The organism is Paenibacillus sp. FSL H8-0283, assembly GCF_045040675.1.
GTDB lineage: Bacteria > Bacillota > Bacilli > Paenibacillales > Paenibacillaceae > Paenibacillus > Paenibacillus amylolyticus.
Genome location: NZ_CP150295.1, coordinates 3193740 through 3210256 on the forward strand (window position 1 = coordinate 3193740; position 16517 = coordinate 3210256).

Consider the following 16517-nt stretch of genomic DNA (forward strand, 5'->3'; position numbering starts at 1 on the left):
CTACCTCTAGAACATATTTTAACTTGGGAGGCTGCTAACAAATGACTAACGTAATGACAACAGAAGCACGGAAGCAATGGAGTTGGATGAACGAGCCCGAAATCTGGTCCTACACGGATCAGGGAGGTGTGCTGGTGGAAGCGAAGGCGGACACCGACTTTTTCCAAGACCCTGCGGGCAAGCATATTCGTGCAACCGCACCATTTCTGTCCATACCTGTGCCTGAGGACTTCGAAATCACAACCCAATTAACCGTTGATATGAAAAATCAATATGATTCCGGATGTCTGATGGTGATGGCGGATGATCGTAACTGGTGCAAAATTTGTTTTGAATATGATGGAAAAGCGCCTACCATCGTGTCGGTGGTGACACGTGATGGTTCATCCGATGATTGTAATTCGGTTGAAGTCTCCGTACCTAATCCCTATCTGCGTATACGCAAAGTAGAGGGCTGCATATCATTCTTTTATTCACCCGATGGGGATGAGTGGAAACTAATTCGTTATTTCGGCATGCCGATACAAGGGGAACTTCGAGCTGGATTAGTTGTTCAGTCGCCAACTGGAACGGGCTGTACGTGTCACTTTTTATCGGTGAACGTTACTCATCCGGACTTGACCGCACGTTTCTAATCCGCTCCCCTGGAGGGAGAACAGGTTCATGGTAAAAGCATTTATATTTGATTTTGATGGACTCATTGTTGATACAGAGACACCTTGGTATTATGCGTTTCGGGATATTTATGAAGAGCACGGAGTTGAACTTGGTCTGGAGCTATGGTCGAAAAATGTGGGGACATCCTTTGAGGAATTTCATCCATTTCTGTATCTGGAGCAAGCGCTCCAAAAAAAGATAGATCATGATCATATCAAACTTCTCTCTGAACAGAAATACGAAGTCTATTTGGGACAGGCTGCCATTCTTCCGGGGGTATATGAATTGCTTCAGTCTGCGAGGGAAAAGGGGATTCAGCTAGCGGTTGCTTCCAGCTCCACACGGGACTGGGTGCATGGTTACTTGCAGAAATTAGGCATTTTCGATTATTTCACAGTCGTTCATACATCCGAGGATGTGAAACGAGTGAAACCGGACCCTGAACTGTACCTTCTTGCTCTCCAGAGTCTTGGGATCGAGGCTTCCGAAGCGATTGTGTTCGAAGACTCACCTAATGGCTTGAAGGCAGCCAATGCGGCAGGTATTCGTTGTATCATCGTACCTAACGAGGTAACGCGTGGTCTGGAATTCGCCATGCATGAACTGCGGTTATCCTCGCTGGCCGAGATCGATATGGAGGCGCTTTAATCCAGATACTGCTTGCGTAGCTCGATAGGGGAGATCCCTTCGTATTTTTTGAACACTGATCCAAAGTAACTGGCACTGTTGAAACCAACGGCTTTGGCTATTTCATGAGCGGTCGTAGCGTTATTTTCGATGAGCATTTCCTTGGCTTTCAACAACCGATATCGCATCAGATACTCTAGTGGAGTCATTTGAAATTCTTTTTTGAATATCCGATTGAGGTGTTGCTCGGTAACGTCCATCTGCTCAGCCAACATGGGGAGAGAAATATCCTGATGATAATTTTGTTTGATAAAAGTAATGATTTCATCCAATCTTAATCGGGCATCAGAACGTTCGTAAGCACTATAGCGTTCACCTTCAATGGTTAATCTGACCAAAAGCATGTACAGTAATGCGGATACGTGCCAGATCTGATCCTTGTGCCGGGACTGCAGCGCCAACGTAATTTCACGCAACAGGATATGAAGCATTCCATCCGGCTTGAAGGCGCGCAGCTCCCCGATCTGCAAGGTATGCAAGAACCGTGGCAATAAATAGCCATTGAAAGACAGACAATCAAATCGTAATGAATCACTCAGATTGTGGTAACGGTAGGTTACCTCCGGGAACAAAATGAGAGCGGTCCCTTTTTTGATCGAAAATTCATGATTCTTTGCTGCGATTCGCCCTGTTCCTCCGATGCACTGTACAATGCTGTAATCCCGTGAATGGTCGCTCCAATTCATCAATTCATCAACGGTCAACTGGTTTTGCCCTGTAATCATGAGCGGCATATCGGTATCCAGTGGATTCCCCATACTAGGTTTCGGCATCGTCGTGTTATTCCTCTTTTCGTTAAAGGATCATGTGCGTAAGTGGCGTGGTTACAGCGTTAAAAGAAACCTAGAAAGAATTATATTACATAAATGGAATAATTTTAATTTAATGACGGGCAATATATAAAACGTTTTCATATAAATGCTTCAACAATTATTAATTGGATGAATGAGTATGAACTGTGGTCTGATCAGCCTTTGATTTATGGATCTAAAAGTACGCCCGCCTTGCCAACAGAATGCGAAACGGTATACGCTATAACGAATGAGTGATTAAGGAAAGGGATGCAAACATGAAGAAAGTCATCGTAGTCGGATCGGGTATTCTGGGGGCATCAACAGCCTATCAATTAGCCAAACATGGCGCAGAGGTCATCATCGTAGATCGAAAAGATATAGGACAGGCAACGGATGCAGCTGCCGGTATCATCTGTCCATGGCTGTCACAGCGACGTAATCAGGATTGGTATCAGCTCGCCAAGGCTGGTGCGCGGTTCTATCCTGGCATCATAGCGGAGCTTAAAGCCGAAGGAGAAACGGAAACCGGTTATGCTCAAGTGGGCGCGCTTAGTATTCATACGGACGTGGACAAAATCAACAAGATGGAAGAGCGGGCCCGTCTTCGCAAAACAGATGCGCCGGAGATTGGCGACATTACACCTCTAGATGACAAAGAAACCCGTGAACGTTTTCCATTGCTGGATGAACGTTATCAATCGGTACATATCAGTGGTGCTGCACGTATAGATGGAAGAGCGCTGCGCGATGCATTGATCCGGTCTGCACAGCGAAATGGAGCGGAAGTGATCCATGGAGACGCCACGCTTCAATTCGAAGCAGATCGGGTCATTGGTGTGAGTGTTAATGATCAGAGTTTCCTGGCAGATGAAGTCGTTGTCTGTGCAGGTGCATGGGCCAACGAACTGCTGAAGCCACTCGGCATACACTTTAAAGTGCATTATCAAAAGGCACAAATTATGCATCTACATGTCACGGATGGGGAGGATACAGGCCGCTGGCCTGTGATCATGCCACCTTCTGATCAATATCTGCTGGCCTTTGATCAACAGAAGATTGTGATTGGTGCCACTCATGAAAGTGATGTGGAGGGTTATGATACAAGAGTAACTGCAGGGGGCATGCAGGAAGTTTTGAATAAAGGTCTGGAACTGGCGCCGGGGCTAGCCAATAGCACATTCCAGGAGGTAAGAGTTGGGTTCCGTCCGTTCACACCTGGCTTTCTGCCAGTAATGGGGGCTGTCCCAGGCTGGCAAGGTCTGATTACCGCGAATGGACTTGGAGCCTCTGGATTGACCATGGGTCCTTTTATCGGGAGTCAACTGGCGAAACTAGCTCTCGGCATGGAGCTGGATATCGATATTGAGCCCTACACTGTTGGCAAAGCAATGGATGAAATTGAAAGAGGTGAGTCATGACATATTCACAACGTGTATCCGATGGAGCGAACTCGTCCGATATCGTATATCTGGAGCATCAGATCGGTACGACAAAAGAAAAACTGCGCATAGCTTTGGAGAAAAAAGAAACATACAAAAGCGAATTGTCGGAATTGAAGTCATCACCAATCAGGAATGCATCCGAAGACAATTCTGAAGAGCAAGTCTTAATGGAGAAGGCAAGCCAAACGAAGAACTTGATTGAAACCCTGTCTGAACAACTGGAGCAACTACAGGAAGCATTAGCGAGACTAGGCGATTGATCGGCTCGTATGGCTTATCTCTCTGAGACATCGACAGAAATAATATACGATACGTATAAAACGAAAACCCCTTATATTAAGGGGTTTTTCTGATTTTGTTCAAATGGTTTATATCAATAAGTGAACATATGGTATAAAATGGAATCAGGTGCTGAACTGTCAATTCAGATACCCATGTAACCAATCACGAAACTATGCTGAGAGGTGGATTCCAAATGTATAAAGAAGTGATACGTGTTGAGGACATTACGGGGTTTCAGTCGAGATCTGAAGAGTTTTTCCCACTTCACTGGTTTCGAAAAATGCTGTCTGAGCAACCAGTGTACTATCACGAAGATACAGACACATGGAATGTGTTCAGATACGATGATGTGAAGCAGGTTCTCAGTAATCATGAGTATTTTTCGGCCGAAGGAACCCGGACGACCATTGCCGTTGGAGCAAAGAACAATGAAGGCACACCTCCAGACAAATTAAACATATCAAGTATCGATCCTCCCCGTCATCAAAAAAGTCGTTCGTTGTTATCCGCTGCTTTTACACCGCGTAGTCTGAAAAACTGGGAGCCACGAATTCGCAACATTGCAGAGCAGCTGGTAGCCGATATTGAGCCAAATACGACCATTGATATTGTTCAAGCATTGGCCGCTCCGCTACCTTCGATGGTTATGGCCGATCTGCTTGGCATCCCTCTTACAGACAGCCATCGCTTCAAAAACTGGGTAGATATTCTGTTTCAACCCATCAATCCCAAGACGGCTGAGGAGAGTGAACTGAAAAAGCAAACTGCCGCTCAAGAGTATTATCAATTCCTGTATCCTATTGTGGTTCATAAACGGACTCATCCTGGTGAGGATATCATTACCGATCTGTTGAACGTGGATGTTGAGGGGGAGAAGTTCACGGAGGATGAGGTTGTTCGCACGACCATGCTTCTGCTTGGAGCCGGTATAGAGACAACGAGTCATATGGTTTCAAATACGTTCTATTCCTTCCTCTACGATGACCCGAGCTTGTATGGCCAACTCAGGCAGAACCCCGAATGGGTTCCGCTCGCAGTGGAAGAAATGCTTCGTTATAGGTTCCATAATGCCAAGCGGCATCGGACAGTAAAGCAGGATAATCAACTGCTCGGAGTGGATTTGAAAAAAGGAGATGTTGTCATCTCCTGGATGAGTGCAGCCAATATGGATGAGCAGATGTTTGAAGACCCCTTTGAGCTGAATATTCATCGTCGTAATAACAAAAGACATCTTACCTTTGGTAATGGCCCACACTTTTGTCTAGGGGCCCCGCTGGCAAGAATGGAACTAAGCATTGCCTTGACAGCATTTGTGGAGAAGATTGCTCGGATTGAACCGGTGGAGTCCTTTGATCTGGAGAATAATCTGGCCACTTCAGCTCCGGGACAGTCATTGACCCATCTGCCAGTGAAGATCGTTGCGGAGTGAGAAGGAATCATACGGGACACAACCTAAAAAGCGGCAGATCAGACGTAAACGTCTTGATCTGCCGCTTTGTTATGCAAGCAAGTATGAGGTTGGACACCTTAATTTGAATTCATAGAAACTTTTTGTCTTACCACCTGTTTGATTTCTTCCTCTTTGGCTTGTTTGGTGCGTTTGATAAAGAAGGAAAGGACCAATCCCACAACAGCGATACCGATGATAACAACATAAGCATCATTGATACCCTGGATCATGGATTCTGTAGCAAGCTGTTTTTGACTGAGACCATTGGCTGCACCAGTCGCCATCATATCCTGTACGTGCGCTGTTGTACGGGAGGTCATGACACTTACGAGTAATGAAGTACCTACAGCACCAGCCACTTGTCTGACGGTGTTGGAGATAGCTGTACCGTGTGCACCAAGTCTTGGTGGCAGTTGGTTAAGTCCCGCAGTCTGAATCGGCATCATGAGCAGAGCCATACCAATTCGGCGGCCGGTAGACATTAATACCAGGTAACCATAACTGGTTGAATCCGTTAAGTCGATGAAACCAATTGTTGTCACGATGGTGATCACCATCCCGATAACAGCGAGCCATTTCGCTCCAAATCGGTCAAACAATTTTCCGGCTACTGGCATCAGGAAGCCCATGACAAGAGCACCCGGAAGGAGTAATAATCCGGACTCCAGTGCAGTGTAACCACGTGCGTTCTGGAGATACAAGGGAAGCAACATCATGTCAGCATACATGATCATTGTAATCGCGATACTAATGACCGTGGTCAAGGAGAACATGTTGTATTTGAATGCCCGCAGATCAAGCAGCGGAGTTTCAGAAACGAGCTGTCTCCATGTAAACAGGGCAAGAGAAACAATTCCAGCCCCAATGCAGATAAGAACTTCTGCACTTGACCATCCCAGACTTCCTGCTCTGCTGAAACCATAGAGCAATGCGCCAAATCCGATCGTGGAGAGCACCACACTGATTGTGTCGAACTTTGTGTTGACCCGTTCGGATACATTCTTCAGGTATACAAACGCAAAAGCAATGACAATAAGAGTTAATGGAATCATGCCGTAGAACATCGTTTGCCAAGAGTAGTTCTCGAGGATATAACCGGCAAGGGTAGGCCCGATTGCAGGGGCAAAAATGATGGCAAAACCAACCATACCCATTGCAGATCCTCGTTTTTCAGGAGCAAACAAGGTCAAAATAACGTGCATTAAGAGCGGCATGATAATGCCAGCACCCGCTGCCTGAATCATACGTCCTGTCAGCAGTGTGCCAAAGTTATCTGCAAGAGCAGATACGATAGTACCAATCAGGAAAATAAACATGGAAGCTTGGAATAATTGCTTGGTTGAAAAGCGTTGCATGAAGTAGGCCGTGATCGGGATAAGCACCCCGTTCACCAGCATGTAACCTGTCGTTAACCATTGTGCTGTTGCGGCGGAGATGTTAAAATCACCCATCAGTTCCGGTGTAGCGACACTCATGATCGTTTGATTCAACGTTGCAAGGAAGGCTCCCAAAATCATGATAAACAGGATGGGGCCTTTCTTTACGGATAATTCTTCTTGTACTCTAGCCTGACTCAATCCTTTTCATCCTTTCAATCCACACGTGACTAAATTTACAACGTGTTGTATAGTTTACATTGTATTTATTGAATTATATACATATTCGGACAGATTACAATTTACGTTATGACGTGTTTTCGTTGTTTATTTTACAAATAAAATGAATTTGTTGTGTAAATCAAAAATAAACGACTGTTTGTTTAAAATTGTAATGTTTAAAATTTGATGGGAGGGATACACGTGAAAGACGAGAAGAAATCAGCCGTGGACCCAAGAATATTGCGAACACGTCAGTTAATTCGAGGTGCATTTGTTGAATTGCTGCAGGAAATGGATATTGAGAAGTTGTCAGTCAACAAAATTGCCGAACGAGCGACGATCAATCGGGTAACCTTCTACCTGCACTATCGTGATATTACGGATATGATGGAGAAGATGGCGGATGAGATGATTGAGAATATTGAACGGATCGTGGATGAATATGCCCCTCATTTTGAGAAACAAAGAACGGAAGAGGCTTGGCCTGTTCTAGTCAAGTTACTGGAGCATTTTGCAGAGAACGCCTCGTTCTATCAAGTGGTTCTTGCTACAAAGCGCACACCGATTTTTACCGAACGACTGCTTAAATTGTTGAGTACGCTGGTCAAAGCCAAAATTGATCGGGTAGAGATGGAAGATGAACTCGAAGAATCCGGCATTCACAAAGAAATCGCAATATGGTACGGTTCTTCGGCTCTGATTGGAACCATCGTTGCCTGGTTGCGTAATGATATGCCATATTCCCCGCATTTTCTGGCGAAACAATTCTCGTTGATCCGCTCGTACTCTTATAATGACCTGATATAATCATGCTACAATTGCACCTAACGTTAATAGAGGAGGAATAATGTGATGAAATATAGTGCAGAACGTATCTATGTGAGATTTTGGAATGTGGATGATGCCGCATTGCTTCTGGATCTACAGGTTCGCAACCGTGGGGAAATAGAGAACATATCAGCAAGTGATCGGGACGAGTCTTTCTACAGCTTGGAAGGGCAAAGGTCACTCATTGAGAGCTGGAACAAGAAGAGAGAAGAAGGAAATCGCTATTCTTTTGGTATTTTTCTACATACAACGGATGAACTCGTCGGTGAAATTTCTTTGTTCGAGATCATACTGGATTCTACCCCAAAATGGATCGTTGGTTATGTGACGGATACTCTGCATCAAGGAAAAGGATATATGAGCGAAGCCCTGCAATGTGTACTGGAATTTGCCAAACACGAAACTGAAATTACTCGAATCGAAGCTGGCGCTGTACCCGATAATACAGGTTCCATTCGTGTCCTTCAAAAAGCAGGATTCAAGGAGAATGGGTCACAGCCTGTGCCAATCCAGGGAACGTTGAAAGAACATACGATGTTTGCTGTGGATATACTATAAGCAAGATGTTTTAATATTTACTATACAAGTTGGACTATATATTTAAACGTAACGGAGAGGACAGAAAAAACATATGGCTACTATACTCGTTGCAGACGACGATGCGAACATTCGTGAACTCGTCTGTCTATTTCTCAAAAACGATGGATTCACAACAGTGGAAGCTGCGGACGGTAAGGAAGCTCTCACTATATATGGCGAAACTCCAGTGGATCTGGTCGTCCTTGATATTATGATGCCTGTCATGGATGGTTGGGCACTGTGCAAAGAACTCCGAAGAGCCAATCCCGACCTCCCGTTACTCATGCTGACGGCGAGAGGAGAGACTTGGGAGAAGGTGAAAGGATTCGAACTGGGTACGGATGATTATTTGACCAAACCGTTTGATCCATTAGAGCTGACCGCTCGTGTCCGAGCATTACTGAAACGATACAAAATCGGCTCCACACACACAATCCAGTTTGGCAACGTCATTCTGGACCGTCAGACGTATAAGGTGATGAGAGGCACGGAGTCGCTTACGTTACCACTTAAGGAGTTCGAATTGCTGTATAAGCTTGCTGGAACACCAGGACAAGTCTATACACGGGAGCAATTAATCGATCAGATATGGGGTATTGATTACGCGGGAGATGATCGAACAATAGACGTACATATTAAACGCCTGCGCGAACGATTCGCGACAACACCTGATTTTCGGATTGAAACGGTGCGTGGGCTAGGGTACAGACTTGAGGTCTATGAATGATCAGATCCTTATATATTCGTGTTGTTCTGACCTTTCTGGTGTCAGTCATCACAGGCACGATTATTTCATTTTTTATGTCAACCTGGATGTTCGAAGATCAATTGAATGAAAATGCTCAAATTAACATACGCAATTTTGGCCAGGACGTTGTGCAGATTTATAAGACGCTGCCTGCTGATGAAGCAGAATCATTCGTTAGTAGAATGAAACAACTTGATTCGTATCATATTCGAATTTATGATGCAACGGGCAATTTCAAGTCTTATGGGAAGCTCAACGAACATAAATCATCCCCCGTATCGACGGATCAACTCAAGAAGGTGTTAAACGGAGGGGTTGTGCAGGACACACCTAAAGGTATCGCTACCGTTCTTTTGGGGCTACCGATCAAGACGGAAACGGGTACAAGAGCGATGTTTCTAGAAACACTCTCACCCCCCTCAGCCTCTTTTGTGGTCCAGTTTGGGTTGATTTTTGCAAGCTGTTCCTTGATTGTAGGAAGTTTGTTGATTGTGGTTGCTTCTGTATATCTGGTTAGACCGATCAAAAAATTGACCAAAGCGACCAAACGGATTGCAGCTGGAGACTTCAACGTCAAGCTGAACATTAAACAAACGACGGAGATTGGTACATTGGCCCGCAGCTTTGAAGAAATGATGCATGATCTTCAGCAGTTGGAGCAGATGCGCAGGGAATTCGTTACCAATGTTTCGCATGAGGTTCAGTCTCCGCTCACCTCGATATCCGGTTACGCTTCGGCACTGAAGCAAGTAAATCTCTCAGAACAAGAACGAAACCGTTACCTGGATATTATCATCTCAGAAGCAAAAAGAATGTCCAAAATGAGCGATAGCCTGCTGAAGCTGAGTTTGCTTGAATCGCAGTCACAGCAACTACGGCTCACCACCTTAAGCCTTGATGAACAGATCAGGCGGGTCATCGTGGCGCTTCAGCCGCAATGGTCTGGGCGCAACATTCATTTCGAGCTTGATTTGGAGAACGTGAAGGTAACGGCTGATCACGATCAGTTAAATCAGGTATGGACAAACATCATCGGAAATAGCATCAAGTTTTCCGAGGATGGCGGTATGATTAAAGTCAGTATCGAAGAGGACTTCAAAAATGTGACTGTTCGAATATCCGACACGGGCATTGGAATTCCCCTGGAAGATCAGAAGCGTATATTCGACCGTTTTTTCAAGGCAGATCGTTCCCACAGCCGCAAATATGACGGGAGTGGTATGGGACTTGCTATCGTTAAACAGATCGTGTCCCTTCATCAGGGTGACATCCGAGTGGAAAGCGAACCTGGTCAAGGCACGACCTTTATTGTCACGTTGCCCATCCATCCACCAACGGATAGTTAGGCTCACAGGATAGGGTCAATGAATAGAATATCCATCGGATTATCTAAACCAAATGTTCATGTCCTATGTAACATGCAAGCTTCCTTGTATGTTACATAGGACATTTTTTTTTGCTTGTTCATACTCCGTTCATATTCCGGTCATGGGGAGTACATCTTTCTTGATTAGGATTTCTTAAGCAGCCTGCCAGGCCAATATACAGATGAGGATAGGAGCAGATGAATGTGAAACTACAAGCAGACAGAGGAGTCCAGAGTAAAAGCAAAACCAAGAAAGTGTTAGGTATTTTGTTTAAAGTACTATGCGCAATCATTATAGCAATCTTACTTTTTGTAGCTATCGTATATACCGTCAATAAAATCAGCAGTTATTCGGAGCAAAAAAGAATGGAGCCGTATGGTCAACATGTATCCGTAGACGGAAAAAATATGAATGTGTTCATTCAAGGCGAAGGCGAGGAAACGATTGTGCTTCTGCCTGGTTTTGGAACAGCGGCACCAGCGCTTGATTTTAAACCTCTTATCTCCGAGTTATCTCCATATTATAAAGTTGTCGTTGTTGAGCCCTTTGGTTACGGATTGAGCGATCAGACCAAAAAGGAACGCAGCACAGCAAATATCGTCAGTGAAATTCATGAAGCGTTACAGCGTCTACATATTGATCGTTATATCCTCATGGGTCATTCCATTTCGGGGATCTATAGCCTGGATTACGTGAACAAGTATGCAGATGAAATAAGTGCATATGTTGGGCTGGATAGCAGTGTTCCAGCGATAAGTGAACAGAAGATTGATTCATCAGATACACAACCGATTAAATGGTTCCGCAACTTGGGTTTCGCCCGAGTGCAACTGAAACTGAGTGCTGACCCTTATGATGGACTGCCTTATGATGAGCAAACGAAAGAACAATTGAACATTCTGATACGCAAAAATATGTATAATACCACGCAATTAAATGAGGCAGAAAGTATGTATTCCAACTTTAAAGCATCTGAACAACTAACTTTCCCTGTTAATCTTCCGGTTCTTTTCTTTGTTCAAAAGAATCATCCGGCAGCAGACAATTGGGTTCCGGAACACGAGAAGTTAATAGAGAACTCTGTGCGTGGTGAAGTGGTGTTGCTGGAAGCAAATCATTATTTGTATCGTTCCCATGCCAAAGAAATTGCTGAAAAATTCAGGGGATTTATGACGCAGCAGTAAATATAAATGAATTGGCTTGTTCATATTCAGTTCATATTGACGTCACGGGGAGTACATTTTCATTGGATAAGATTTCATTAGTAGCAAAAAAGAAAATCGAACTATCAGTTCAAGACAGGAGAAGATAACACTGACGACGCAGCCTGCGGAAAAGAAAACAAAGAATAGATCAAAGGCCAAAAAAGTGAGAAACATGATACTGAAAATAGTAGGAGCAATCGTAATCGCCATTATTCTATTTCTAGGTATTGTTTATATCACCAATGTGATCAGTAGTAATTCAGAGGCCAAGAAAATCGATTCCTATGGTCAGCATGTATCTGTAGACGGGAAAAATATGAATGTACTCATTCAAGGTGAAGGCAAGGAAACGATTGTACTTCTGCCTGGTTTTGGAACAGCAGCACCAGCGCTTGATTTTAAGATGCTCATTGACGAACTATCACCATATTACAAAGTTGTGGCGGTTGAGCCATTCGGTTATGGATTAAGTGATGCTACTGAAAAAGAACGAACCACAGAGAATATCGTAAGTGAAGTTCATGAAGCTCTGCAGCAACTCGATATTCATCAGTACATGCTCATGGGTCACTCCATTGCAGGCATTTATGGCATTGATTATGTGAACAAATATCCGGATGAGGTCACGGCATTTGTCGGAATTGATAGCAGTGTTTCAACACAACCGGGTATGGATGCCAAATTACCTACTAAAACGTTCGCATTTCTTAAAAAATCAGGTCTCCAAAGATTGGTGGTCAAATTTAGTAGTGACCCCTATGCTGGACTCGCATTTGATGAACATACCGTAGAGCAGATGAACATGCTGTCGAATAAAAACTCGAACAGTTCCACGACTTTGAATGAGATGGACCATATTGCTTCCAATTTTAAAGGAGCCCAAGGTTTAACCTTCCCTAAAGACCTGCCACTTCTTCTCTTTGTACAAGCGAATAATGAAGGTGTAGAAGGATGGATACCGCTGCATGAAGGGCAGATCAAAGATTCAGTACATGGGAAAGTAATCACCATGGATGGCGAACATTACTTGCACCATACGTTATTCAAAGAAATAGCTGAAGATGTTAGAGCATTCATGAACGAAGCGAAATAATAATTCTGTAAAAGTCCGTGATGAGAGAGAGGAATTCAATTGAGATTATTTGAGATACTGTTAGTTCTATCCTGTTTCGCGTTACTCATAGACCTACTATTTATTAAAAGAAGTGCAAAGAAAATAGGTTTGGGTTTGGGTATAGGAAGTAGCGTTATATTATTAGTTCAATTGTTTGTTGAGGGATACAGATGGCAGTTGCTTTTGGTATATATCATGACGGCTCTATTCATAATCATCGTTTTATTCAGACATTCCGATAAGATGGCGAATCTTAAAATAGGGAAGTTCTTGAAATATAGTTTATCTTCCTTAATCGTTATTCTGCTTGTTGGTTCTACCGTCTTGTCTGTATACTTACCTGTTTTTAATCTGCCGAAGCTTGATGGTCCAGAGAAGGTGGGTACTCAAACATTTCATTTAACAGACCAGAACAGAGACGAAATCTTCACTGAAGATCAAAGCGATAAGAGAGAACTAATGGTTCAAGTTTGGTACCCAACTGAAAACAGCAATAATAACAAGCGTGACACGCTGTTTCCAAAAGATAAAGAAATGTTCAAAAAGTATATTCAGAGCTTCTCTAATTCTTTAAAACTGCCCGAATTTTTGCTCGACTACTTGAAGTATAGTCAAACCAACTCTTATGAAAATGTTGAAATATTACCTTCTACAAGTCCTTATCCCGTGGTACTACTATCTCATGGTATGGGAACCAGTAGAGTTCTACATGTATCACAGGCCGAGAATCTGGCCAGTCATGGGTATATCGTGGTCACCATCGATCATACGTATAGCACCTTTGCTACTCTTTTTCCAGATGGCCGTGTAACGGATTATAAAAAAAGCACGACTACACTAGATGAACGTACAAAAACAGGGAGTATATGGACGAAAGATGTGGAGTTTGTAATCGATCAAATCGAAAAGCTGAATTCAGGTGCAATCGAAAGTCAGTTTAAAGGGAAAATCGATCTAGATCACATCGGCGCGATGGGGCATTCTTTTGGGGGTGCAACCGCGTTTAATGCAACGTATTTAGATCAGAGAATCAAGGCCGGGGTTAATATGGATGGGTCACTATATGAAGTGGAAAATAGAGATGATATAAACAAGCCGTTTATGTTCATCCGATCGGGAAGTTTTGAAGACTGGTTTGCCAACTTTGAAATAGATAGAAATTCGGATGATGAAGTAACTAAATCTCTTTCAGATGAGCTGCACATTATGAAAAATGTTATGAATCATGGGGGAAAAGTGATCTATGTAGAAGGAACCCAGCACTTCAATTTCACGGACCTTCAGTTCTATTCAGAGCTGGTTAAACTGTCCGGTATCACAGGAGATATCAATGGTAAAAGAGGATCAAACATCGTAAATCAATATGTACTCGATTTCTTTAACAAGCAACTGAAAGGAACGGGTGGAGATCTCATTCAGGGACCAAACGACTTGTATCCGGAGGTGAAATTTGTAGACCCAGAAGAAATCAAATAACCAAAACACTTAAAATTCAGGAGATGATGTGAATGGGACGACAAAAGGGAAAACGCACTTCAATCGCCGTGTTAACGCTGGCATTAACCATGTTAGCTCCAATGTCTGCAATGGCTGCGCCTACTACAAGTAGCAGTGATCATACGTATGAACCAACCAAGAAAACGGTGATGGAGAAAGCCAAGTTACTCACTGAGAAACATGGAATCACAAGCCTGCAATATGCCCTTATCGATGGTGGCGAGATTGTGGTGTCCGGTCAGACGGGCAAAAACGATAAAAACAACAAGGTGCCTCTTACGCCGGATACGATCTATGGCATAGGATCAACGAGTAAAATGTTCCTCACAGCTTCTGTTATGAAGTTAGTTGACGAAGGCAAGGTGGATTTGGATCTGCCTGTTGTGAACTATATACCTGATTTTCAGATGAAAGATCATCGCTACAAACAAATCACACCACGCATGCTGTTGAATCATTCTTCCGGTCTGCTGGGAGGCACGGGCAGTAATGCCACATTGTACGGGGATAATGATACGTACTCACATGATACGTTTCTGGACCAATTGGCAAGTCAAAACCTGAAGGCAGATCCCGGCGAGTTCTCGGTGTATAGTAACGATGGGTTTACGTTATCCGAGATTATGGTTGAACGTGTTAGCGGCATGAGTTTTACAGCTTTTATACACCAATATTTTACGGAACCTTTGGACATGAAACATACCAAAACACCACAGGATGTGGTTGACACGGCAGCAATGGCGGGAATCTATTCTCCTATGTATGAGGGTCAGCTTCCACAAGAGAATTATAATGTTATCGCTACTGGAGGCATTTATTCCACCGCTGAAGATCTTGCGAAGTTTTCACAAATCTTCACGGGAGAGGTCCAAGGCATTCTTACCGATAAGTCTGTAGAAGCCATGGCGCAAGAAGAATACAAAAAAGGCATGTGGCCAGAGGGTGGCGATACGTCTATATCTTACGGATTAGGGTGGGATAGTGTAAATCTGTACCCATTCAGTGAATATGGTATCAAGGCAGTAACAAAAGGTGGAGATACCATATCGTATCACTCATCATTAGTCGTACTGCCGGAATATAATCTGGCTGCATCCGTTACCTCATCAGGTGGGACAAGTGCCAAAGATCAGTTCATTGCGAGTGAATTATTACTCAGCGCACTTGAGGAAAAGGGCATTATTACAGAACGGAAGCCGGAAAAATCGTTTGGTGTTCCAGTGAAGGCAGATATACCTAAAGAAATAGCCACGAATGCAGGTATATATGGCGGCAATAATTCAGTTAAGAAGATCGAAATGAATACGGCTGGACAAATGACTGTATCCACACCTTCAGCTCCAAGTGATCCGGTTCAAAAATACACCTATACAGCAGATGGTACTTTTGTTAACGATGAAGGCACGGAAAAGTTGAAATTTGTTAAGGAGAAGAATGGAAGGACTTATCTGTGGTATCGATCTTATATATCCTTACCAGGACTTGGACAATTGGCTTTCTCCGAATATAAAATGGAAAAGCTGGAAGCCAATGAATTATCCCAGGATATTACGGCCTCATGGGAGCAACGTGAAGGTAAAAAATATTACCTTCTGAATGAGAAATATACATCAACGGTTTATCTCAATTCGGTACCAATTCTCCCTATTCATTTGGACAAAGAGACGCCTGGGTATGTATCCAATACTAAGATTATTGGAGCAAACGAAGCAGTCACGGAGCTGCAAATCCCTGGCCTGGCTGGACGTGATACAAAGGAGATTTATTTTGCTAAAAAGAACGGAGTAGAGTACATTACAGCCGTTGGTAGCATATACGCCAGTGAGGAAATGGTACAACCACTCTATTCGGGTAAACAATCTCTAGCAACGATTCAAGCAGATGGATATGCCAGATGGTTTTCGTTACCAGCAACGGTGAAAGGAAAAGTCATGACGGTTAAAATGCCTGCAACTGGCGCCTTTGCCGTATATGATCAGAAGGGGATTTGTATTAATCACACCGTAGTCAGCGGTCAGAATGAGGTTGTATTACCAGAAAACGGCCGCATTGTATTTGCAGGTGACGTGGATTCCACATTTGAAATTACATTAAAATAGACGGTCTGTAACCCCTTTAAGTAGACACTTAAAGGGGTTATTTTTATGGCAAAAAAGGACCATGGATCGTGAATCATCATGTACTCAAACATTATTTTGCCTGTTCATATTCGGTTCATATAGACGTCACGAGCAGTCCATTTACATGGGTTAAGCTTATTTTAACAACG

The 16517-nt window shown here is 43.5% G+C and carries 15 protein-coding genes; 13 read left to right on the forward strand and 2 right to left on the reverse strand.

The window, feature by feature from the left end:
• Positions 1–41 precede the first annotated feature (41 nt).
• A complete protein-coding gene (locus tag MHI52_RS14390; RefSeq protein WP_340020290.1) occupies positions 42–635 on the forward strand; it encodes a DUF1349 domain-containing protein in 594 nt (197 codons plus the stop codon).
• Positions 636–663: 28 nt separating this feature from the next.
• Complete coding sequence (locus MHI52_RS14395) at positions 664–1305, forward strand: HAD family phosphatase (RefSeq protein WP_127548321.1); 642 nt, start codon at positions 664–666, stop codon at positions 1303–1305.
• Here the strand turns inward: MHI52_RS14395 and MHI52_RS14400 are convergent.
• Positions 1302–2117: an AraC family transcriptional regulator gene (locus tag MHI52_RS14400; protein WP_340020291.1), complete on the reverse strand. Its 816-nt coding sequence runs from the start codon at positions 2115–2117 to the stop codon at positions 1302–1304. The genes MHI52_RS14395 and MHI52_RS14400 overlap by 4 nt on opposite strands.
• Before the next feature lie 296 nt (positions 2118–2413).
• Between MHI52_RS14400 and MHI52_RS14405 the strand changes: the two genes are divergently transcribed.
• From MHI52_RS14405 to MHI52_RS14415, 3 genes are all read left to right on the forward strand, one after another.
• Positions 2414–3556: an FAD-binding oxidoreductase gene (locus tag MHI52_RS14405; protein WP_340020292.1), complete on the forward strand. Its 1143-nt coding sequence runs from the start codon at positions 2414–2416 to the stop codon at positions 3554–3556.
• A complete protein-coding gene (locus tag MHI52_RS14410; RefSeq protein WP_340032909.1) occupies positions 3553–3840 on the forward strand; it encodes a hypothetical protein in 288 nt (95 codons plus the stop codon). Before MHI52_RS14405 ends, MHI52_RS14410 begins: the two co-directional genes overlap by 4 nt.
• Positions 3841–4055: 215 nt before the next feature.
• Positions 4056–5291 (forward strand): cytochrome P450, encoded by a 1236-nt coding sequence (locus MHI52_RS14415; protein WP_315371142.1) that lies wholly within the window; start codon positions 4056–4058, stop codon positions 5289–5291.
• Between the two features lie 98 nt (positions 5292–5389).
• Here the strand turns inward: MHI52_RS14415 and MHI52_RS14420 are convergent, their stop codons facing one another.
• Positions 5390–6829 (reverse strand): DHA2 family efflux MFS transporter permease subunit, encoded by a 1440-nt coding sequence (locus MHI52_RS14420; RefSeq protein WP_237175774.1) that lies wholly within the window; start codon positions 6827–6829, stop codon positions 5390–5392.
• Positions 6830–7111: 282 nt separating this feature from the next.
• Here MHI52_RS14420 and MHI52_RS14425 point away from each other — a divergent pair, with 282 nt between their 5' ends.
• The 8 genes from MHI52_RS14425 to MHI52_RS14460 all read left to right on the forward strand — a co-directional run bounded on the left by MHI52_RS14425 (position 7112) and on the right by MHI52_RS14460 (position 16347).
• Positions 7112–7717 (forward strand): TetR/AcrR family transcriptional regulator, encoded by a 606-nt coding sequence (locus MHI52_RS14425; RefSeq protein ID WP_047842851.1) that lies wholly within the window; start codon positions 7112–7114, stop codon positions 7715–7717.
• A gap of 45 nt (positions 7718–7762) precedes the next feature.
• Entirely contained in the window at positions 7763–8296 is a 534-nt protein-coding gene (locus MHI52_RS14430; protein WP_282321526.1) for a GNAT family N-acetyltransferase, read from the forward strand.
• A 73-nt stretch (positions 8297–8369) separates the two neighbouring features.
• Complete coding sequence (locus MHI52_RS14435) at positions 8370–9044, forward strand: response regulator transcription factor (RefSeq protein ID WP_017688634.1); 675 nt, start codon at positions 8370–8372, stop codon at positions 9042–9044.
• Entirely contained in the window at positions 9041–10411 is a 1371-nt protein-coding gene (locus MHI52_RS14440; RefSeq protein WP_340020296.1) for a HAMP domain-containing sensor histidine kinase, read from the forward strand. Before MHI52_RS14435 ends, MHI52_RS14440 begins: the two co-directional genes overlap by 4 nt.
• Positions 10412–10629: 218 nt before the next feature.
• Positions 10630–11616 (forward strand): alpha/beta fold hydrolase, encoded by a 987-nt coding sequence (locus MHI52_RS14445; RefSeq protein WP_405159269.1) that lies wholly within the window; start codon positions 10630–10632, stop codon positions 11614–11616.
• Positions 11617–11809: 193 nt separating this feature from the next.
• On the forward strand, positions 11810–12730 hold the full coding sequence (locus tag MHI52_RS14450; protein ID WP_340020298.1) for an alpha/beta hydrolase: 921 nt from the start codon (positions 11810–11812) through the stop codon (positions 12728–12730).
• Positions 12731–12769: 39 nt separating this feature from the next.
• Positions 12770–14227: an alpha/beta fold hydrolase gene (locus MHI52_RS14455; protein ID WP_339286774.1), complete on the forward strand. Its 1458-nt coding sequence runs from the start codon at positions 12770–12772 to the stop codon at positions 14225–14227.
• A 32-nt stretch (positions 14228–14259) separates the two neighbouring features.
• Positions 14260–16347 carry a serine hydrolase domain-containing protein gene (locus tag MHI52_RS14460; RefSeq protein WP_405159270.1) on the forward strand — a complete coding sequence of 696 codons (2088 nt, stop codon included), beginning with the start codon at positions 14260–14262 and terminating at the stop codon, positions 16345–16347.
• Positions 16348–16517: the final 170 nt, after the last annotated feature.